Origin of the sequence: Candidatus Pantoea deserta (genome assembly GCF_003813865.1) — a bacterium.
GTDB classification, from domain to species: domain Bacteria; phylum Pseudomonadota; class Gammaproteobacteria; order Enterobacterales; family Enterobacteriaceae; genus Pantoea; species Pantoea deserta.
This window is the reverse complement of sequence record NZ_RMVG01000015.1, coordinates 72,985-93,531: the sequence shown is the minus strand read 5'-3', so window position 1 is coordinate 93,531 and position 20,547 is coordinate 72,985. Positions and strand designations below refer to the sequence as shown.

General features: G+C 59.8%; 19 protein-coding genes. 9 read left to right on the top strand and 10 right to left on the bottom strand.

Going from position 1 to position 20,547, the window contains the following annotated elements:
- Window positions 1-5: 5 nt before the first annotated feature.
- From fdxH to BBB56_RS17425, 4 genes are read left to right on the top strand one after another with little or no spacing between them, the layout of a single operon-like run.
- Window positions 6-884, top strand: a complete 879-nt coding sequence (gene fdxH / locus BBB56_RS17440) for a formate dehydrogenase subunit beta (protein WP_123802208.1) — start codon at window positions 6-8, stop codon at window positions 882-884.
- Window positions 881-1,522 carry a formate dehydrogenase cytochrome b556 subunit gene (gene fdoI, locus BBB56_RS17435; protein ID WP_123802207.1) on the top strand — a complete coding sequence of 214 codons (642 nt, stop codon included), beginning with the start codon at window positions 881-883 and terminating at the stop codon, window positions 1,520-1,522. Before fdxH ends, fdoI begins: the two co-directional genes overlap by 4 nt.
- Window positions 1,522-2,448, top strand: coding sequence for a formate dehydrogenase accessory protein FdhE (gene fdhE / locus BBB56_RS17430; RefSeq protein ID WP_123802206.1), 927 nt, complete (start codon window positions 1,522-1,524; stop codon window positions 2,446-2,448). Before fdoI ends, fdhE begins: the two co-directional genes overlap by 1 nt.
- Before the next feature lie 29 nt (window positions 2,449-2,477).
- Window positions 2,478-3,089: a glutathione S-transferase gene (locus tag BBB56_RS17425; RefSeq protein ID WP_123802205.1), complete on the top strand. Its 612-nt coding sequence runs from the start codon at window positions 2,478-2,480 to the stop codon at window positions 3,087-3,089.
- Window positions 3,090-3,197: 108 nt separating this feature from the next.
- On the opposite strand, the gene glyS is transcribed toward BBB56_RS17425, so the two are convergent.
- Window positions 3,198-5,267, bottom strand: coding sequence for a glycine--tRNA ligase subunit beta (gene glyS, locus BBB56_RS17420; RefSeq protein ID WP_123802204.1), 2,070 nt, complete (start codon window positions 5,265-5,267; stop codon window positions 3,198-3,200).
- Window positions 5,268-5,276: 9 nt separating this feature from the next.
- Entirely contained in the window at window positions 5,277-6,188 is a 912-nt protein-coding gene (gene glyQ / locus BBB56_RS17415) for a glycine--tRNA ligase subunit alpha (protein WP_123802203.1), read from the bottom strand.
- Between the two features lie 180 nt (window positions 6,189-6,368).
- Between glyQ and BBB56_RS17410 the strand changes: the two genes are divergently transcribed.
- Complete coding sequence (locus BBB56_RS17410; RefSeq protein WP_123802202.1) at window positions 6,369-7,364, top strand: acyltransferase; 996 nt, start codon at window positions 6,369-6,371, stop codon at window positions 7,362-7,364.
- Here BBB56_RS17410 and BBB56_RS17405 read toward each other — a convergent pair.
- The 4 genes from BBB56_RS17405 to xylA all read right to left on the bottom strand — a co-directional run bounded on the left by BBB56_RS17405 (window position 7,349) and on the right by xylA (window position 11,720).
- Window positions 7,349-8,281 carry a GlxA family transcriptional regulator gene (locus tag BBB56_RS17405; RefSeq protein ID WP_123802201.1) on the bottom strand — a complete coding sequence of 311 codons (933 nt, stop codon included), beginning with the start codon at window positions 8,279-8,281 and terminating at the stop codon, window positions 7,349-7,351. The genes BBB56_RS17410 and BBB56_RS17405 overlap by 16 nt on opposite strands.
- 17 nt (window positions 8,282-8,298) lie before the next feature.
- A complete protein-coding gene (locus BBB56_RS17400) occupies window positions 8,299-8,838 on the bottom strand; it encodes an isochorismatase family protein (RefSeq protein ID WP_123802200.1) in 540 nt (179 codons plus the stop codon).
- A 99-nt stretch (window positions 8,839-8,937) separates the two neighbouring features.
- Window positions 8,938-10,380, bottom strand: a complete 1,443-nt coding sequence (xylB, locus tag BBB56_RS17395; RefSeq protein WP_123802199.1) for a xylulokinase — start codon at window positions 10,378-10,380, stop codon at window positions 8,938-8,940.
- Between the two features lie 17 nt (window positions 10,381-10,397).
- On the bottom strand, window positions 10,398-11,720 hold the full coding sequence (xylA, locus tag BBB56_RS17390; RefSeq protein WP_123802198.1) for a xylose isomerase: 1,323 nt from the start codon (window positions 11,718-11,720) through the stop codon (window positions 10,398-10,400).
- Between the two features lie 336 nt (window positions 11,721-12,056).
- On the opposite strand from xylA, the gene xylF reads away from it, so the two are divergent.
- The 4 genes from xylF (at window position 12,057) to xylR (ending at window position 17,037) form a co-directional block, all read left to right on the top strand.
- Window positions 12,057-13,049 (top strand): D-xylose ABC transporter substrate-binding protein, encoded by a 993-nt coding sequence (gene xylF, locus BBB56_RS17385; protein ID WP_123802197.1) that lies wholly within the window; start codon window positions 12,057-12,059, stop codon window positions 13,047-13,049.
- A gap of 28 nt (window positions 13,050-13,077) precedes the next feature.
- A complete protein-coding gene (locus tag BBB56_RS17380; protein WP_123802196.1) occupies window positions 13,078-14,598 on the top strand; it encodes a xylose ABC transporter ATP-binding protein in 1,521 nt (506 codons plus the stop codon).
- Complete coding sequence (xylH, locus tag BBB56_RS17375; protein WP_123802195.1) at window positions 14,591-15,766, top strand: xylose ABC transporter permease XylH; 1,176 nt, start codon at window positions 14,591-14,593, stop codon at window positions 15,764-15,766. The genes BBB56_RS17380 and xylH overlap by 8 nt, the downstream gene beginning before the upstream one ends.
- Window positions 15,767-15,858: 92 nt before the next feature.
- Window positions 15,859-17,037, top strand: a complete 1,179-nt coding sequence (gene xylR / locus BBB56_RS17370) for a D-xylose utilization transcriptional activator XylR (RefSeq protein ID WP_123802194.1) — start codon at window positions 15,859-15,861, stop codon at window positions 17,035-17,037.
- A 131-nt stretch (window positions 17,038-17,168) separates the two neighbouring features.
- Here xylR and BBB56_RS17365 read toward each other — a convergent pair whose 3' ends face one another.
- The 4 genes from BBB56_RS17365 to BBB56_RS17350 form a co-directional block, all read right to left on the bottom strand.
- Complete coding sequence (locus tag BBB56_RS17365; protein WP_123802193.1) at window positions 17,169-18,302, bottom strand: ROK family protein; 1,134 nt, start codon at window positions 18,300-18,302, stop codon at window positions 17,169-17,171.
- Between the two features lie 153 nt (window positions 18,303-18,455).
- Window positions 18,456-19,196, bottom strand: a complete 741-nt coding sequence (dnaC, locus tag BBB56_RS17360) for a replicative helicase loader DnaC (RefSeq protein WP_123802192.1) — start codon at window positions 19,194-19,196, stop codon at window positions 18,456-18,458.
- Window positions 19,196-19,732, bottom strand: coding sequence for a primosomal protein DnaT (gene dnaT, locus BBB56_RS17355; protein WP_123802191.1), 537 nt, complete (start codon window positions 19,730-19,732; stop codon window positions 19,196-19,198). Before dnaT ends, dnaC begins: the two co-directional genes overlap by 1 nt.
- A 102-nt stretch (window positions 19,733-19,834) precedes the next feature.
- Window positions 19,835-20,512 (bottom strand): hypothetical protein, encoded by a 678-nt coding sequence (locus tag BBB56_RS17350; RefSeq protein ID WP_233593058.1) that lies wholly within the window; start codon window positions 20,510-20,512, stop codon window positions 19,835-19,837.
- Window positions 20,513-20,547 lie beyond the last annotated feature (35 nt).

Genomic DNA, 20,547 nt, shown 5'->3' with positions numbered 1-20,547 from the left:
CGGACATGGCTTATCCCACCCAGGACATTATTCGTCGCTCCGCGACCAGTTCACTCACGCCCGCGCCGCAGGCGCGCGACCACAAACAGCAGGTCGCCAAGCTGATTGACGTGACCACCTGTATCGGTTGCAAAGGCTGTCAGGTGGCCTGCTCGGAGTGGAACGATATTCGCGCTGACGTCGGCCATAACATCGGCGTCTATGACAACCCCACCGATCTCGACGCCAAAGCCTGGACGGTCATGCGCTTTTCTGAAACAGAAGAGCATGGCCGTCTGGAGTGGCTGATCCGCAAAGACGGCTGCATGCACTGCGCCGATCCCGGCTGCCTGAAGGCCTGCCCGTCGGCGGGCGCCATCGTGCAGTACGCCAACGGCATCGTCGATTTTCAGTCGGAACACTGTATCGGCTGCGGCTACTGCGTAGCAGGCTGCCCCTTTAACGTGCCGCGCATCAACAAAGAGGACAACCGCGCCTATAAGTGCACGCTCTGTGTCGATCGGGTCAGTGCCGGACAGGAACCGGCCTGCGTAAAAACCTGCCCGACCGGCGCGATTCACTTCGGCACTAAAGAGGAGATGAAACAGCTCGCGGCCGAACGCGTGGCCGAACTGAAGTCGCGCGGCTTTGAAAACGCCGGTCTTTACGATCCGGCAGGCGTCGGCGGCACCCATGTGATGTATGTCTTGCACCATGCCAGTAAGCCGCAGCTTTACCACGGACTACCGGAAAATCCGGGCATCAGCCCCACCGTGACGTTCTGGAAAGGGATCTGGAAGCCACTGGCGGCCGTTGGTTTCGCCGCTACCTTTGCCGCCTCGGTATTTCACTATGTCGGCGTTGGGCCAAACCGCGTAGAAGAACATGAGGAGGAAAAGGAATGAAAAAAGGCGATCGCATCATTCGCTACCGTGCGGCGGAGCGTATTAACCACTGGATTGTCGCCATCTGTTTTATGCTGGCGGCGCTCAGCGGACTGGGTTTTCTTTTTCCCTCGTTTAACTGGCTGATGAATGTGCTGGGCACGCCGCAGCTGGCGCGCATTCTGCACCCCTTTATCGGCGTGACGATGTTTGCGGCCTTTCTGCTGATGTTTTTCCGCTACTGGCATCATAACCTGGTGAATAAAGACGACCTGCTGTGGGCGCGCAATATCCATAAAATTGCCCTCAACGAAGAGGTCGGCGATACTGGCCGCTACAATTTCGGCCAGAAGTGTGTGTTCTGGGCTGCTATTATCAGCTTAATACTGCTGCTGCTTAGCGGTGTGGTCATCTGGCGTCCGTGGTTTGCCGGCGCCTTTAACATCCCGATGATCCGCGCCGCGCTGCTGGTGCACTCCCTTGCCGCCGTGGGCCTGATTGTCGTTATCATGGTGCACATTTATGCGGCGCTGTGGGTCAAAGGCACGCTCACCGCTATGGTTGAAGGCTGGGTGACATCCGCATGGGCGGAGAAACATCATCCCCGCTGGTATCGCGAGCAGCGCAACCGCTCAACACAACAGGAAAAACGCCCCTGATGAGTATTCGCATTATCCCGCAAGACCAGCTGGAGAAAGGCGAAAAAACAACGGCGGATACGATTCCGCCGTTACTTTTTCCCCGGCTGAAGAACCTCTATAGCCGCCGCGCCGCGCGGCTGCGCGAACTGGCGGATAAAAATCCTCTGGGCGACTATCTGCGCTTCGCCGCCAAGATCGCCCAGGCGCAGGAGATCGTCCTGTACGACCATCCGCTGCACCGCGATCTCTACGATCGACTGGTGCAGAGCGCGGCCGAAGGCAAGCCGCCGCTGGATATTCATACGCTGCCGCGCGATGCGCACTGGCAGCGCCTGCTGCACTCGCTTATCGCCGAATTAAAGCCGGAGATGACCGGTCAGGCGCTGGCGGTGCTGGAAAATCTGGAAAAAACCGCCGCTGGCGAACTGGAGACGCTGGCCAGCGCGCTGCTGGCGGGAGAATTTGCGCTGGTCAGCAGCGATAAAGCTCCCTTTATCTGGGCCGCGCTTTCGGTTTACTGGGCGCAGATGGCCGCGCTGATCCCTGGCAAAGCGCGGGCGGAATATGGCGAACAGCGCCAGTTTTGCCCGGTTTGCGCCAGTATGCCGGTGGCGAGCGTGGTGCATCTGGGCACGCAGCAGGGGCTGCGCTACCTGCACTGCAACCTGTGCGAGAGCGAATGGTATGTGGCGCGCAGCAAATGCAGCAACTGCGAACAGACGCGCGATCTGCACTACTGGTCGCTGGACAGCGAACAGGCGGCGATTAAAGCAGAGAGCTGCGGCGACTGCGGCACCTACCTGAAAATGCTTTATCAGGAGAAGGATCCGGCGCTGGAGCCTGTCGCGGACGATCTCGCTTCGCTGGTGCTGGATGCGCGCATGGAGCAGGAAGGCTTCTCACGCAGCAGCCTGAATCCGTTTCTGTTTCCCGATGAGAGCTGATTAACCCTTTGTGATGGCGGAGGAGTGCGATGAAACTGATTGGCAGCTACACCAGCCCTTTTGTGCGGAAAATATCGGTTATCCTGCTGGAAAAAGGCATCGTTTTCGAGTTTGTTAACGATGCGCCCTATAGCCCCGACAGCCACGTCTCTCACTACAATCCGCTGGGTAAAGTGCCGACGCTGATTGATGATAACGATCAGGCCTGGTTCGACTCCTCTATTATCGCGCAGTTTTTAGAACTGCGCGGCAGTGAACCTGCGCTGCTGCCGGACGACCCCTGGCTGGCGCTGCATATTCGCCAGGTTGAACGGCTGGCGGATGGCGTCAGCGACTGCGCCAGCATTATCGTGCGCGAAAAGCTGCGCGCGCCGGAGCAGCAGTCTGCCGAGGTGCTGACGCGCCATCGCGAAAAGATTCTGCGCGGGCTGGATAAGCTGGAGGCGATCGCAGCAGAGGGGAAATGGCTGAACAGCGGCACGCTTAATCTTGCCGATGTCGCGACAGGCTGCATGATCGGCTATATCAACTTCCGTCATGTGGCGCCCAACTGGTGCGTTGACCGTCCGGCGCTGATCAAGCTGGCGGAGAATTTGTTTCAGCGCGAGAGTTTCGCCAGAACCGCGCCGCCGGCCAGCTAAGGCCAGGCTGTCAGCCGCGATAAGCCGCAGCTCGCTTTGATGCGTTACCGGCGAGCGCCAGTAAAAAGGCCGACAGTGCTGTCGGCCTTTTTTTCATTTACTGCCCGGTTACTGCAACAGTGAAATATCCGCCACCTGCAAGAAGAGCGCGCGCAGTTTCGCCAGCAGCGTCAGACGGTTAATGCGCACTTCGGCATCCTCCGCGTTCACCATTACCTTGTCGAAGAAGTTATCTACGGCGGCGCGCAGCTGCGCCAGCTCGATCAGGGCATCCTGATAGCGGCCTTCCGCAAAGTAAGGTTGCAGCTTGTCGTCCAGCGCGGTAACGAAGGTCGCCAGCTGGATCTCTTCGTTCTCTTTCAGCAGCGACGCCTGCACATTTTCGTTCAGGGTTTCCGTCGATTTCGCGAGGATGTTGGAGACGCGCTTGTTGGCTGCCGCCAGCGCCGCCGCTTCGTCCAGCGTGCGGAAGTGCGATACCGCCTTCATGCGCGCGTCAAAGTCGGCAGGACGGGTCGGACGACGCGCCAGCACCGCCTGTAGCGTATCGATGCTGTGGCCTTCTTCCTGATACCAGCTGCGGAAACGGCCCAGCATAAAGTCGATGACGTCGTCGACCACCTGCGCATTGCTCAGCTTGCTGCCGTAGAGACGCACCGCCTCTTCGGTCAGCGTTTGCAGATCGAGCGGCAGATTTTTCTCAACGATAATGCGCAGCACGCCCAGCGCGGCGCGACGCAGCGCAAACGGGTCTTTATCGCCCTTCGGATGCTGACCGATGCCGAAGATCCCTGCCAGGGTGTCCATCTTGTCGGCGATGGCCAGCGCGCAGGCGACCGGGTTCGACGGCAGATCGTCGCCGGCGTAGCGCGGCTGATACTGCTCGTTGAGCGCCACCGCCACGTCTTCGGCTTCGCCGTCGTGACGCGCATAGTGCATCCCCATGACGCCCTGAGTGTCGGTAAACTCGAACACCATGTTGGTCATCAGGTCGCACTTGGAGAGCAGGCCCGCGCGCGTGGCGTGGTTAACGTCAGCGCCGATTTGCGCGGCGATCCAGCCCGCCAGCGCCTGAATACGGTCGGTCTTGTCGCGCAGCGTGCCAAGCTCTTTCTGGAACAGCACGGTTTCAAGGCGCGGCAGATGATCTTCCAGACGCTTCTTGCGGTCGGTGTTAAAGAAAAATTCCGCATCCGCCAGACGCGGGCGCACAACCTTCTCATTACCCGCAATAATCTGCTGCGGATCGCGCGATTCGATATTGGTGACGAAGATGAAGTTCGGCAGCAGCTTGCCCGCGTCGTCATAGACCGGGAAATATTTCTGGTCGCCTTTCATGGTGTAGACCAGCGCTTCCGCAGGCACCTTGAGGAACTTCTCTTCAAAGGTCGCCGTCAGCACCACCGGCCACTCCACCAGCGAGGTCACCTCTTCCAGCAGGCTGTCGCTCAGATCGGCGTTGCCGCCCAGCTGCCGCGCGGCAGCTTCCGCATCGGCTTTGATCTGCGCCTTACGTGCCGCGTAATCGGCGATAACTTTGCCGCGCGTCTCCAGAATAGCAGGATACTGATCGGCGCTGTCGATCGTGAACTCCGGCTCGCCCATAAAGCGATGGCCGCGAATCGTGCGGCCTGATTCAATGCCGAGAATCGTCGCCGGGATCAGCTCTTCACCCAGCAGCAGGGTAACGGTGTGCACCGGACGGACAAACTGCACGTCGCTCGCGCCCCAGCGCATCAGTTTCGGGATGGGCAGCTTGCTGAGCGCGCTGGCGATCATCGCGGGCAGCAGCGACTGGGCGGATTCGCCTTTCACCTGAGCGCGATACACCAGCCATTCCCCTTTGTCGGTACTCAGACGCTCAGCCTGGTCAACCGTGATGCCGTTGCCGCGCGCCCAGCCTTCCGCGGCTTTTGTGGGCTTACCCTCGGCGTCAAAGGCGGCGGCCACGGCCGGACCGCGTTTTTCAACTTCGCGATCGGCCTGCGCTGAACTCAGCGCGTCCACTTTCAGCGCCAGACGACGCGGCGCGGCGTACCAGCGAACGTCGCCGTGAGCCAGACCGGCGCCATCCAGTTCGGCGGTCACCTGGGCGGCAAAAGCTTCAGCCAGGCTACGCAGGGCTTTCGGCGGCAGCTCTTCGGTGCCAATTTCCACCAGAAACGTTTTTTCAGTCATGGCTGCCTCTTACTTGTTGTTATTGCACATCGGGAAGCCCAGCGCCTCGCGGGAGGCGTAGTAGGCTTCAGCCACGGCTTTGGTCAGGGTGCGGATGCGCAGAATATAGCGCTGGCGCTCGGTTACAGAGATCGCCTTGCGCGCATCCAGCAGGTTAAAGCTGTGCGCGGCTTTCAGGATGCGCTCGTAGGCCGGCAGCGGCAGCGGTTTTTCCAGCGCCAGCAGCTGCTGCGCCTCTTTTTCGTACTGCTCGAAGCAGGTAAAGAGGAAATCGACGTCGGCGTATTCGAAGTTGTAGGTCGACTGCTCGACTTCGTTCTGATGGAACACGTCGCCGTAGGTGGTTTTACCCAGCGGGCCGTCGCTCCAGACCAGATCGTAGACGCTGTCGACGCCCTGGATATACATCGCCAGACGCTCCAGGCCGTAGGTGATTTCGCCGGTGACCGGCTTACACTCCAGGCCGCCGACCTGCTGGAAGTAGGTGAACTGGGTGACTTCCATACCGTTAAGCCACACTTCCCAGCCGAGGCCCCACGCGCCCAGCGTCGGGTTTTCCCAGTTATCTTCCACGAAGCGAATATCATGCACGGTGGGATCCATACCCAGTTCTTTCAGCGATCCGAGATACAGCTCCTGAATGTTGTCAGGCGATGGCTTGATGATCACCTGGAACTGGTAGTAGTGCTGTAAGCGGTTCGGGTTTTCGCCGTAGCGTCCGTCGGTGGGACGGCGTGACGGTTGTACGTAAGCTGCGGCAATCGGCTCAGGGCCAAGTGCGCGCAGGCAGGTCATAGGGTGTGAAGTGCCAGCGCCCACTTCCATGTCCAGCGGCTGAACGATGGTGCAGCCCTGACGCGCCCAGTAATCCTGCAATGTCAGGATCAAGCCCTGAAAGGTTTTGGTATCAAACTTTTGCATGATGATTTCGCACGCGAGTCGGGTAGATGAAAAAAGAGTGCGACAGTATACCCTTTGACCGCGCGATGTGCAGCCGGAAATCCAGCGGCCAGACGGCTCCTAAACCTGATGCGAAAGGTTGTTGTGGTCGATGCGACTGTCTACCCTTCTTCGCACCAACGTCATGCGCAAGAGGAACCGATGTCGCAAAAGATTTGCTGGATCGACAATTTACGCGCGGTCGCCTGTTTGATGGTGATCGTGATCCATACCACCACCTGGTATATCACCGGTCCTCTGGCGGTGACGGGGCACTGGTGGGACATTGCCAACCTGCTGAACTCCGCGTCGCGCGTCTGCGTGCCGCTCTTTTTTATGATTTCAGGCTACCTGTTCTTCGGCGAGCGCAGCGCGCAGCCGCGCCATCTGCTGCGGCTGGTGCTGTGCCTGCTGTTCTATAGCGCGGTGGCGCTGGCCTATATTACCTGGCTGACGCCCATCAGCGAGGGACGCTCGCTGCTGAAAATGCTTCAGAAGCCGGTGTTCTATCATCTGTGGTTTTTCTTCGCGCTCATCGGCATCTATCTGTTGTCGCCGCTGATTCAGGTGAAGAGCGTGCAGCCGCGCTATGTGGCGCTGCTGGTGCTGGTGCTGGCGGTGCTGGCTAATCCCAACACCGTCGATCAGGCGGTCGGGCCGTTTCACTGGCTGCCGGTTAATCTCTACGTCAGCGGCGACAGTATTTACTATCTGCTGTATGCCCTGCTGGGTCGCGCCATCGGCACCATGGAGACACAGAAGCGCGGCGTGACGCCGCTGGCGGCCGGGCTGTTTGCCGCCTGCGTCATCGGCATCACGCTCGGCACCAAACAGGCGCTCATCGTTAACGGCGCGTTCAACGACCGCTGGTATCTCTACTGCGGTCCGCTGGTGTTTATTGCCGCCATCAGCCTGCTGGTGCTGTTCAAGAACGCGCTGAACAGCCGCACCCTGCCGGTACTGGGCACTCTTTCACGCTATTCCCTGCCGATTTATGGCTTTCACGCGCTGTTTATCCACTTCCTGCGCACGCGCCATTACGACGATATGTCACGGCCGCTGCTGGATCTGCCCTGGGTATTCGGCGTGACGCTGGCGGGCAGCCTGCTGCTGGCGATGGGGTTGCAGCGTCTTGATAAACGTCACTGGGTAAGCTGATCGCGCCAGCGATCGCGGGCGCGTCGTAGCTGACGCGCCGAGGAGAAGCCTGCGGCCAGCGCCGCTTTTTCCGCCCCTTCGCCCTGCTGCTGGCGCTGACGCGCAATGCCCAGCCGCAGCTGCTCGTGGTATTCGCGCACGCTGATGCTCAGATGCTGGCGGAACAGGCGCGCCAGATGCCGTCCGCTGACGTGAACCTGCGCGGCGAGGTCATCCAGCGACCAGTCATGCTCAGGATGGGCGATCATCACGTCTTGCGCGCGGTGAATCGCCGGATGCAGATGATTACGGTAGCGCAGCCAGGGGGAAAGCTGAGGATCGTCGCCGGAACGGCGGAACCACACCACCATGTCGCGCGCCACCTGCAGCGCCGCCTGCGCGCCGCACAGCCGGTTGATCAGGTGCAGCGAGAGGTCAATCCCGGCGGTAATGCCTGCGCTGGTCCAGATATTGCCGTCGTCGACGAAGACGCGGTTTTCTTTTATCAGCGCCGCCGGCGCGGCGGCTTTCAGGCGCAGCAGAACATCGTGATGGGTGGTGCACTGCACGCCGTCGAGCAAACCGGCCTGCGCCGCCAGCAGCGCGCCGGAGCAGACGCAGATCAGGGTGAGCTGCTGCGCGCGCAGCAGCGGCCGCTGGCGTTGCAGCCAGCGGCGCGCGATGTCAGCCTGTTCCGTGCTGAACCAGACGGTCGAGTCGCTGACGCCCGGCACCACCAGCAGGCTGTCGGGCGGCAGCGTTTCCGGCAGGGGTTCGATGTCGGCGATGGTCATTTGCGTAGAACTCAGCACAGATGCCTGCGGACCAATGTAGCGCAGCGCGAAGCGGTCTCCCGCCAGCCGCAGCGTCTCGGCCGGCCCGGTCAGATCGAGCGCCATCACGCCGGGCAAGGTAAGAAACAGAACGTTTTGCGCCATCGCGCCACTCCTTTAGATCAGACGCGTGCCAGACACGCTTCCACGCTGACCACCTCGGCAAAGCGGTTGACCAGTACCGTCTCAGTGCGGTGGATCAGTTCGGCGCTGCTGAGCGTGACGCCGTTGTGCGTCATCGGAAAAGTCAGCGTCGCTTCAGAGACAAACAGTACCTTAAAACCCAAATCGGACGCCACGCGCGCGGTGGTTTCGCAGCACTGTTCGGTGCGGATGCCGCTGATAATCAGGGTATCGATCGCCTGCGCCTGCAGCCAGGGCAGCAGTCCGGATTCGGTCAGCGCATTGTGCACGCGCTTCTGCACGCTCAGGGTTGCCTGATGCTGCAAGAAATCCATGCGTTTCACCCAGCCGGAGTCCAGTGAAAAGGGTCCCTGCTCTGCGACATGAAACACATCGATCACCGGAATCGCTTTCGCCTGGCAGCCCTCGATCAGCGCGCTGATGTTGCGCTGAAACGCCGGAACGTCCTCATCCTGCCAGAAATCACGGTGTAAAAACGACTGCTGAACATCGATAACCAATAACGCTGCCTGTGCCATTTTCGGCCTCCTGATAATTAAGTTCAGGCCCATAATGACGGGCCTGAAGCCAGGTAAGAAGGCCAAATCAGGACAAGATGGTGACAGTAGCGGACAAGCTTACTGCATCAGCGGCGCAAGCTGCGTATAGAGACGAGCAAAGGTCTCGCGCAAGGGCTGATAGCGCTGGTAGCGGGCGGCATCAGGCTGATGGCGCTGGACGCGCGTTAAGGCGGGCATCGCCGCCTGCGCATCGATTGCCAGCTGCGCCAGCCGCGCCGCGCCCAGCGCCGGACCGACTTCACCGCCCTGACAGTAATCGAGCGTCTGTCCGCTGATGTCGGCCAGCATCTGCCGCCAGAGCGCGCTGCGCGCGCCGCCGCCGATCAGCATAATGCTGGAGGGCGTTACGCCGCACTCGTGCACCGCATCCATGCCCTGCGCCAGCGCATAGCCGACGCCCTCCAGCACCGCCCGCGCCAGTTCAGGCCGGCGATGCTGATGCGTCAGGCCGAAGAACGCGCCTGTCGCCTGCGGGTTATTGTGCGGCGTGCGCTCACCAGAGAGATAGGGCAGAAACCACAGCGGCGTCGCGCTTTCGTCCGCGCGTTCCGCTTCCGCCAGCAGCTGCGGCACATCGGCGCAGCCGGTCAGTTCGGCTGCCCAGTCGAGGCAGGCCGCCGCGCTGAGGATCACCGACATCAGATGCCAGCGCTGCGGCAGCGCGTGGCAGAAGCTGTGCACCGCGCGCTGCGGATTACTGAGGTAGCCATCGCTGACCACAAAATAGACGCCAGAGGTGCCAAGCGACAGCATCCCCTGGCCCGGTTCCGTCATCCCAACGCCTACTGCGCCCGCAGCGTTATCGCCGCCGCCCGCCACCAGCGGCACCGGCGACAGCCCCCAGCGTTGCGCGATGTCGCGGCTGAGCGTCCCCGTGACGGCGTTGCCCTCAAACAGCTGCGGCATCTGCTCGCGCGTCAGACCGCAGGCGGCCAGCATGACGTCGCTCCAGTCGCGGCGCGCCACATCCAGCCACATCGTGCCTGACGCATCGGACATATCGCTGGCAAAGTCCCCGCTTAGCCGCCAGCGCAGATAATCTTTCGGCAGCAGCACCTTCGCCACCTGACGAAAAATGTCCGGCTCATGCTGCCGCACCCACAGTAGCTTGGGCGCAGTAAAGCCAGGCATCGTCAGGTTGCCGGTAATCTGGCGCGACTCAGGCACGCGCCGCTCCAGCTCGCGGCACTGCTCGCCGCTGCGCCCGTCGTTCCATAACATGGCCGGACGCAGCACGCGGTGCGCGCTGTCGAGCAGCGTTGCGCCATGCATCTGCCCGCTCAGGCCAATGGCTTTTACCTCGCTCAGGGTATGCTGCTGCGCCAGCGTCTGCATCGCCCGATCGGTCGCCAGCCACCAGCTTTCGGGATCCTGCTCGCTCCAGAGCGCGCGCGGGCGCGACACCTGCAACGGCGCGCTGGTCACCGCCGCGACCTCACCCTGCGCATCCAGCAGCGCCACTTTCACTCCGGACGTGCCTAAATCGATCCCGATATACATGCCTTGCTCCGATTGTCTCAGAAGTTAAAAAGATAGTGGTTTACCAGGTTCTCCAGCTGCTCCTGGCGGCCGCTGCGATGCTGCGGATTAAACTGCTGTTGCTGAGCATGCGCCGCCAGCGAGGCGAGGGAAAACTCGCCTTTCAAAATTTGCTGGCCGAACTCACCATTCCAGCCGCTGTAGCGCTGCGCCACGCGCTGATCCAGCTCGCCCGCCTCAACCATGCGCGCCGCCACCTTCAGCGCCAGCGCCATCGTGTCCATCGCGCCGATATGGCCGTAAAACAGATCGTATTTATCGGTGCTCTGGCGGCGTACTTTGGCGTCGAAGTTCAGGCCGCCGGTGGTAAAGCCGCCCGCTTTGATGATCTCATACAGCACCAGCGCATTCTCTTCGACGCTGATCGGGAACTGATCGGTATCCCAGCCGCACTGGCTGTCGCCCCGGTTAGCATCCACCGAGCCAAAAATACCCAGCGCGATAGCGGTGGCGATCTCATGATGAAACGAATGACCCGCCAGAGTGGCGTGGTTCGCCTCGACGTTGACCTTAATCTCTTTTTCCAGGCCGAACTGCTTCAGAAAGCCATACACCGTCGCCACATCATAATCATACTGATGTTTGGTTGGCTCCTGCGGTTTCGGCTCGATCAGCAGCGTGCCCTGGAAACCAATCTTATGCTTGTGCTCTACCACCATCTGCATAAAGCGGCCAATCTGCTCGCGCTCCTGGCGCAGATCGGTATTCAGCAGGGTTTCATACCCTTCGCGACCGCCCCACAGCACGTAGTTTTCCCCGCCCAGCGTCTGCGTCGCCTGCATGGCGCTGCACACCTGAGTCGCCGCCCAGGCGAAAACCTCTGGATCGGGGCTGGTTGCCGCGCCTGCGCCATAGCGCGGATGGGTAAAGCAGTTGGCGGTGCCCCACAACAGCTTCACGCCGCTCTCCTGCTGCTTCTCCAGCAGCTTGTCGGTCATAACGGCGAAATTTTCCTGATAGCTGCGCAGCGAATCCCCTTCCGGCGCAACGTCCACGTCGTGGAAGCAGTAGTAGGGCACGTTCAGCTTGTGGAAAAACTCAAAGGCCACGTCGGCCTTCAGCTTCGCCAGCTGTAGCGCGTCGCCGCTCTTTTGCCAGGGGCGATCGAACGCGCCGACGCCGAACATATCCGCGCCGTTCCAGCAGAAGGTGTGCCAGTAGCAGGCGGCGAAGCGCAGGTGTTCGGCCATGGTTTTGCCGAGGATAACCTCATCAGGATTGTAATGGCGGAAGGCCAGTGGATTGGTACTCTTTACCCCTTCAAAACGAACGCGTTCGATCTGGTCGAAATAGGCGTGCATGTTTCGCTCCTCAGCGTGAAATCCGGACAGTGGGCCGTGTGCCTTTATATTGCTTGCGCGTTTTCCGCCGGCTCAATTACGAAATTTCACACCCTGTTTAAGATAATTAATATTTGTGCTGCCGCTCGCAAATTAATAAAGACAACCGCAGAAATTCCGATTGTCTTTTCCTAAAAACGTCAAATTTCGATCGCGCTCATAAAATCGCAAATAAACCAAAAAACGTAATCGCCGGATAAAAATCAGTAATTGATGTTGCCTGAATATCAGGTCAACAATTCATCCGCCTGGTTCATAGCGATAACGACAACAGCCTCTACCTACAGGATGAATACCATGAAAATGAAACTTACGCTGTTAGCCGCCTGCGCCGCGCTGGCGCTGTTCAGTCATGCCGGTGTAGCGAAAGAAGTGAAGATCGGTATGGCCATTGACGACCTGCGCCTGGAGCGCTGGCAGAAAGACCGCGACATTTTCGTTAAGCAGGCGGAATCACAGGGCGCGAAAGTCTTTGTGCAGTCGGCCAACGGCAATGAAGAGACGCAGATGTCGCAAATTGAAAATATGATCAATCGCGGCGTCGATGTGCTGGTGATCATTCCCTATAACGGCCAGGTGTTAAGTAATGTCGTCGCCGAAGCGAAACGCGAAGGCATTAAAGTGCTGGCCTATGACCGCATGATTAATAACGCCGACATCGATTTCTATATCTCTTTTGATAATGAAAAAGTCGGCGAGCTTCAGGCGGAAAGTATTGTTAAGCAGGTGCCTAAAGGAAACTATTTTCTGATGGGCGGCTCGCCGGTCGATAATAACGCGCACCTGTTTCGCGCGGGTCAGATGAAGGTATTAAAACCCCTTATCGACAACGGCAGTATTAAAGTGGTCGGCGACCAGTGGGTTGACGCCTGGCTGCCGGAAAACGCGCTGAAAATCATGGAAAACGCCCTGACCGCCAACAGCAATCATATCGACGCGGTGGTCGCCTCCAACGACGCCACCGCAGGCGGCGCCATTCAGGCGCTGAGCGCCCAGGGCCTGGCGGGTAAAGTCGCCATCTCCGGCCAGGACGCCGATCTTGCCGCCATTAAGCGCATCATGAACGGCACCCAGACCATGACCGTCTATAAGCCGATAACCAAACTCGCCACCGAAGCGGCCAATATCGCGATCGAACTGGGCAACGACAAGACGCCCGCCAGCAACGGCAAGCTGAATAACGGCCTGAAAGACGTGCCCTCTCGTCTGCTGACGCCGATTCAGGTCAATAAAGACAATATCGAAAGCACCGTGGTGAAAGACGGCTTCCATAAACAGAGCGAACTCTGAGCGCGCCTGGCGCGAAAAGGAGAGACCGATGCTGCTGGAAATGAACAACATCACCAAGCGTTTCGGCGCGGTGAAAGCGCTGGATAACGTTAGCCTGCGGCTGGAGAGCGGCGAGGTCATGTCGCTGTGCGGCGAAAACGGCTCAGGTAAATCCACGCTGATGAAAATCCTGTGCGGGCTTTACCCTCACGGCGACTTTGAAGGCCAGATCTACTTTGCCGGTGACGAGATTCAGGCGCAGACCATCCGCGACACCGAACGCAAGGGGATTGTGATCATTCACCAGGAGCTGGCGCTGGTGCGGCAGTTGACGGTAATGGAAAACATTTTTCTCGGCGCGGAGCTGGGCCGCTTCGGCATTGTCGATGACGAAACCATGACGCTGCGCTGTCAGCAGCTGCTGGCGCGGGTGAAGCTGAATGTCTCGCCCCATACCCGCGTCGGCGATCTCGGCCTGGGCCAGCAGCAGCTGGTAGAGATCGCCCGCGCGCTGAATAAACAGGTGCGGCTGCTGATCCTGGATGAGCCGACGTCATCGCTGACCGAGCGGGAAACCGAGGTGCTGCTGAGCATTATTCATAACCTGCGCGATCACGGCATCGCCTGCATCTATATTTCGCACAAGCTGAACGAGGTGAAAGCGATTTCCGACACCATTTGCGTCATTCGCGACGGCAAGCCGATTGCAACCCGACCGGCTGCCGGGCTTAGCGAGGACGACATCATCACCATGATGGTCGGGCGCGAGCTGACGGCGCTCTATCCGCATCAGCGGCACGCCATCGGCGAGACGGTGCTGCGGGTGGAAAATCTCACCGCCTGGCATCCGGTCAATCGCCACGTGCGGCGCGTTAACGACGTCTCCTTTAGCCTGAAGCGCGGCGAGATCCTCGGCATCGCCGGACTGGTCGGCGCGGGCCGAACCGAAACGGTGCAGTGTCTGTTTGGCGTCTGGCCTGGGCGCTGGCAGGGCGACATCTGGATCAACGGTAAAAAGGTGCAAATCAACGACTGCCAGCAGGCAATCGCGCAGGGTATTGCGATGGTGCCGGAAGACCGCAAGAAAGACGGCATCGTGCCATTAATGAGCGTCGGCAAAAATATCACCCTGGCGGCGCTGGACCAGTTCAGCCACCGCTTTGCTCCGCTGGATGAGACGCGCGAGCAGCACACCATCAACGCGTCAATCGCCCGACTGCGCGTGAAAACCTCGTCGCCGGAGCTGGCCATTGGCCGACTGAGCGGCGGCAACCAGCAAAAGGCGATCCTCGCGAAATGTCTGCTGCTGAATCCGCAAATTTTAATCCTCGATGAGCCGACGCGCGGCATCGACGTCGGCGCGCGGCAAGAGATCTATCTGCTGATCAACAGCCTGGTGCAGCAGGGGATCGCGGTGATCGTCATCTCGTCCGAACTGCCTGAAGTGCTGGGCCTGAGCGATCGCGTGCTGGTCATGCATGAAGGACGGATCAAAGCCGATCTGATTAACGACAACCTGACTCAGGAGCAAGTGATGGAAGCGGCCCTGCGGAGTGAACATTATGCTTAAAACCGAAAGTCGTCAGGGCGCGCTGCCGGGCGCGCCGTCGCCGGGAAAATTCTCGCTGCCTAATCTTCAGGTGCTGGTGATGCTGGGCGCTATCCTGGTTATCGCTCTGTTCTTTACCTGGACCACCGACGGCGCCTGGCTCAGCGCGCGTAACCTTTCTAACCTGCTGCGCCAGACGGCGATTACCGGGATTCTGGCGGTCGGCATGGTGTTTGTCATTATTTCGGCGGAGATCGATCTGTCGGTCGGCTCCATGATGGGGCTGCTCGGCGGGGCGGCGGCGATTTTTGATGTCTGGCTCGGCTGGCCGCTGCCGCTGACTATCGCGGTCACGCTGCTGATGGGTCTGCTGCTGGGCACCTGGAACGGCTGGTGGGTCGCCTATCGCAAAGTGCCGTCGTTTATCGTCACTCTGGCCGGCATGCTGGCGTTTCGCGGCATTCTGGTCGGCATCACCAACGGCACTACGGTCGCGCCGACCACGCCTGCCATGTCGCAGATCGGACAGAGCTATCTCGCTGACGGCGTCGGCTTCGGCTTCGGCATCGCCGGCCTGGCGCTGTTTATGCTGTGGCAGTGGCGTCTGCGCCTGCGTCGTCAGCAGCTTGGGCTGAGCCAGTCCACCGCCAGCGGCACCGTGGCGCGCCAGGCGATTACGGCGGTGCTGGTGCTGGGCGCGATCTGGCTGCTGAACGATTATCGCGGCGTGCCCACGCCGGTGCTGCTGCTGGCGCTGCTGCTGCTGGGCGGCATGTTTATGGCGACGCGTACCGCCTTTGGTCGCCGCATTTATGCCATCGGCGGCAACCTCGACGCGGCGCGACTGTCGGGCATTAACGTCGCGCGCACCAAACTGGCGGTGTTCGCCATCAACGGCGTGATGGTGGCGATTGCCGGTCTTATCCTCAGCTCGCGCCTCGGCGCAGGTTCGCCGTCGGCAGGCAATATTGCCGAGCTGGACGCCATTGCCGCCTGCGTGATCGGCGGCACCAGCCTGGCCGGCGGCGTCGGGTCGGTGGCGGGCGCGGTGATGGGAGCCTTTATCATGGCCTCGCTGGACAACGGCATGAGCATGATGGACGTGCCTACCTTCTGGCAGTACATCGTCAAAGGGACCATTCTGCTGCTGGCGGTGTGGATGGATACCGCGACGCGCCGTCGGGTGTAATCGCGTCGGCGATCACAACGTGGCGCAAACAATTTCTGCTGTACATCTGGCCGTGCTATGCATTGCGCTGGGATTCAGGAGAGCGCGCCACTATGCATGAAAAACGCTATCGCATTACGTTGCTGTTCAATGCCAATAAGGTGTATGACCGTCAGGTCGTCGAGGGCGTCGGCGAATATTTACAGGCGTCGCAGACCGACTGGGATATTTTTATCGAGGAGGATTTTCGCTGCCGTATCGAAAATATCCGTGAATGGCTGGGCGACGGCGTGATCGCCGACTATGACGACAGCTCAATCGAACAGCTGCTGGCGAACGTTAAGGTGCCGATTGTGGGCGTCGGCGGCTCCTATCATCGCCAGCAGGATTATCCGTCGGTGCACTATATCGCCACGGACAATGCGGCGCTGGTGGAGAGCGCCTTTCTTCATCTTAAGGAAAAAGGCATTAACCGCTTTGCCTTTTACGGGCTGCCCGCCTCCAGCGGCAAGCGCTGGGCGCAGGAGCGCGAATACGCGTTTCGTCAGCTGGTGCAGCGCGAACGCTATCAGGGCGTGGTCTATCAGGGCATGAATACCGCGCCGGAAAACTGGCAGCACGCGCAGAACCGGCTGGCCGACTGGCTGCAAACCCTGCCGCCGCAGACTGGCATTATCGCCGTCACCGACGCCCGCGCGCGCCATCTGCTACAGGCCTGCGAGCATCTTAAAATTCCGGTGCCGGAAAAGCTGAGCGTGATTGGCATCGATAACGAAGAGCTGACGCGCTATCTGTCGCGCGTGGCGCTCTCTTCCGTAGCGCAAGGCTCGCGGCAGATGGGCTACCAGGCCGCTAAGCTGCTGCACCGCCTGCTGGATAAACAGCCGCTGCCGCTACAGCGTATTCTGGTGCCCCCGGTCAAGGTTATCGCTCGCCGCTCAACTGATTTCCGCTCGCTGCGCGATCCGGCCGTGATTCAGGCGATGCACTACATTCGCTTCAACGCCTGTAAGGGCATCAAGGTGGAGCAGGTGCTGGACGCTATCGGCATGTCGCGATCTAATCTGGAGAAGCGCTTTCGCGACGAGACCGGCGATACCATTCACGCCATGATCCATCGCGAAAAGCTGGAAAAGGCGCGCGAGCTGCTGACCTCTTCCTCTCTGAATATTAATGAAATCTCCCAGATGTGCGGCTACCCGTCGCTGCAATATTTTTATTCGGTATTTAAAAAGAGCTATGCCAAAACGCCAAAGGAGTATCGCCAGCACCATGGTGAAAACGTATTATAAATGGCTGCCGGTTTTCGCCATACACAGGCGCGCGCTGCTTTTTTCTTCTGCTCCGGCGCGCCGCGCGACGCCACCTCGCCGTTTATGCTCCAGCGCGTAGTGTCTGAAGCTCTCTGGCTCCCGCCCCGCCGTTAATCCTGACGCTGTTCAAACTGTTCTATCACCGCCAGCGACAGCCCCACCGCCGGATCGAGACGCGTCTGGAGAAAATGCAGCGCGGTATGCTGGAACGTAAACGCGGGCGTGCTGGACTCAATACGTTTCCGTACCGTATCGCAAAACAGAGAGTGCACATTCCAGGGCGCATCGACGATCACGCTGGCAGGGTTAAGCAGCAGGACGATGGGTCCAAGCGCTTTCGCCAGAAACCCGCCCGCCAGCTGCATCACCTCATCAACCACTTTCGGCGCCTCATTGCGCGTCTGCCAGCTTAAACCGGGACGCCGCTGCGCCAGCTGCTGCTCTATGGCGGGCTTACTGATCAGCGCCTCAATGCAGCCCTGCCGCCCGCAGCGACAGCGCGGCCCGTCCGGCTGAACCACAAGATGTCCCGCTTCACCCGCCGTCCAGCTGTTGCCGGTGACCACTTCGCCCTGCTGCACCAGCGCGCCGCCCATTCCCTCCGAGATGCGCACATAGAAATGGCTGCTTCCCGTATCGAGTCCCAGCTGCTGTACCGCCAGCAGCGCCGAGGCTTTGACGTTGTTCATAACGCGCAGCGGCAGGTTAACTTTTTGCCGCACCGGGGTGAGCAGATCAACATCCTGCCAGCCGAGATGCGTCGAAAGGTGCATCCAGCCGCGCTGCGGATCGACGATGCCGGGAAATCCCAGTCCAATGCCCAGCAGCTGCGGATGTTTCTCTGCCAGTTCGTGACACAGGTTTGCCACCTCTTCCAGCAAGACGCGTGGGTTTGAGGTATCGGTGCGCCGCGTCTGCTCAACTATCACCTGGGAAAAGTAATCGCAAACGCGCCAGTAAATGACGTTGCGCTCCACCATCACCCCCGCGCTTTTCAGCCGGTCAGGCAACAGGGCGATCTCAATTTTGGGGCGCCCGGCGGCGGCTACGCTGACCGGCCCCAGTTCCTGTACCAGCGCCTGTTCCAGCAGCTCATCGACAATCAGCGAAACCGTATTTTTGCTGAGCGACAAGATGCGGGCTAAATCCTGACGCGAGGTGACGCGCAACCGACGTAGCTGCGTCATAACTCGCTTTTGATTATTAAGTCTGAGTAGTGCAGGACCTTTGCTCATGTTTCTCATGGCGCTCACCTGACAGAATGTACGTCTTTCAGTGTAACAGCGCCGGGACAGGCGTCATCCGGCACTTTTGCGCGCTGTTTCACACAAGTTAACGCCCAGTCCGACGAAGGCGAAAAAAAACCGGGCCAGGCCCGGTTTCTCTGCGCTAAGCGCTTAATATTCGTCACCGCGCACGCGGCTGCGGTAACTTTCCCAGTCGAAGCGCACCCACATACTGTTGCCCAGGCGCATACGATCCATCACGCGTTCGCCCAGCAGGGTGTTCATGCCTGCCGGATCGAGGTTCGACAGCATGCCGGTCGGACGCTTCGATGAAGAGCGGCGATCGACAATCTGATTGATAATCACCTTTTCGTAGCGCGATTCGCTCTGCATGCCAATTTCGTCAATCACCAGTAGATCGACGGTGCTGAGATCCTGCAACAGGCGCTCTTCGGTAATATCGCTGCCGCCGCTAAAGGTGCCCTTCATGCTGGACATTAAATCGGCCACGGTGACGATCAGCACGCTCTTGCCGCGCAGGATCAGGTCATTGCCGATGGCCGCCGCCAGATGATTTTTGCCGGTGCCGGGACGGCCGGAGAAGACAAAACTGGCGATGCTGCCTTCGAATTCGTTGGCATACTGGCGCGCCATCGCCAGCGCCCGGCGCTGCCCTTCATTCTCAACGCGGTAGTTGTCGAACGAGCAGTTCATATGCAGCTCGCGAATGCCGGACCGTCCCATCACGCGCTGCATCTTCATGGCGCGGTTTTCACGCACGATAGATTCCGAGCGCAGGCGGCCCTGCTCCTGATTCCACGCCAGCAGCTCTTCACCGCTGGTGAATTTCGGCTTCACGTTGGCGGGCATCATTTTTTTCAGACGGCTGAACAGATCGGTCGGCGTTTTCATTACTCACCTCGAAACCCATCGGGAATGTTGTAATCAGTATTGCTGATTTGCGTGATGTCGCGTTTTGGCTGTCCGCCGCTGGCGGCGCGGTTCATCTGCACGCTGCGCGCCAGCTTCTGCTGCCACTGAACGTGGTGGAACAGACGGCCTTCCGCCTGCCAGTAGGCGACAAAGGCGGCCAGCTCGGCGGGCGTCACCGGCTCGCTCAGCGCCACGCCCCAGATCGCCGCCTGGCGCTGGAAGTCGGCATCGGGCTGCCAGCCTGCATACATCGCGAATTTACCCGCCGGCGTCGGCAGCGTGGCGGGCAGGTCGTCATATAAGCTGTCGTCCAGCGTAACGTCGCTGGGCTGCTGCGCGGCGGCTTCCAGCGCCAGCAGATGGGCCAGCCGCTCAGGCGTCACGGCATACAGCACCGGCGCATAGTTATCCAGTACTGCCAGCGTGCCGTTTTCCGCCTGTTGCAGCGCCTGGCGCGGATCCTGACAAAAGGTATCCAGACCAATAAGCGTAGAAGTAAGAATTTTGACTGACATGATGAAACCTGACGTTGGCCTGCGCGTTGCGCCGACAGAGCGTCGGCGCACAAGCCTTTATTGTACCTTTTTTAGCGTCGGGGATCGCCAAAAAAGCGAAGGTTACGAAGACCAGGAGACCGGTTCTGGCGAGAGAGAAGCGTGCTGCTGCGCTGCTGCGGTCGCCGCTGCGCGCTCAGGGCGCGTTTGCCACAGATAGCGCACCGAGGCGAGCCAGCAAATACTGTAGCCCAGCAGCTCGGTGCCCTCTTCCGCCATGTTTTTCACCACGCGGTTGTAGCCATCCAGCATCAGGTGCTGCCACAGCTGATGCATTCCGAACAAACGCGAAAACACCAGCACCACCAGCAGACCGCTGGCGGTCATCAGCCAGCTGCGATCTATTACAAAACCAACCAGACCATCCAGCGTGCCGCGTGGAGAACGCAGCGCCAGCGCCAGACAGGCGGCGGCGGTCGCCAGCGCGAACCACAGCCAGCAGCCCTGCTCGATGGCATCAAACAGGAAATCCAGTTCGCGGATCAGCATACAGCTGTAAAAGCCGCCGATCAGGATCAGCGCGCCGCGCTGGGCTGGACGAGAACGCGCCGACCAGAAGAATATCAGCGCAATGGAAGCCAGCATCACCTCCTGTAACGTCTCCGTCAGCGAGGTTTCATGCATGGCGTCGTTCATCCAGTTTACGTCGATATAGATGGCCGACATCATGACCACAAGGAACAGTGTTGCAAAGAGAAAAGCCGCGCCTTCACGGCCAAGGATTAAAATTTGTTCGCGCATATTATTACCACTATTATGATTAGCGCGCTTATTAT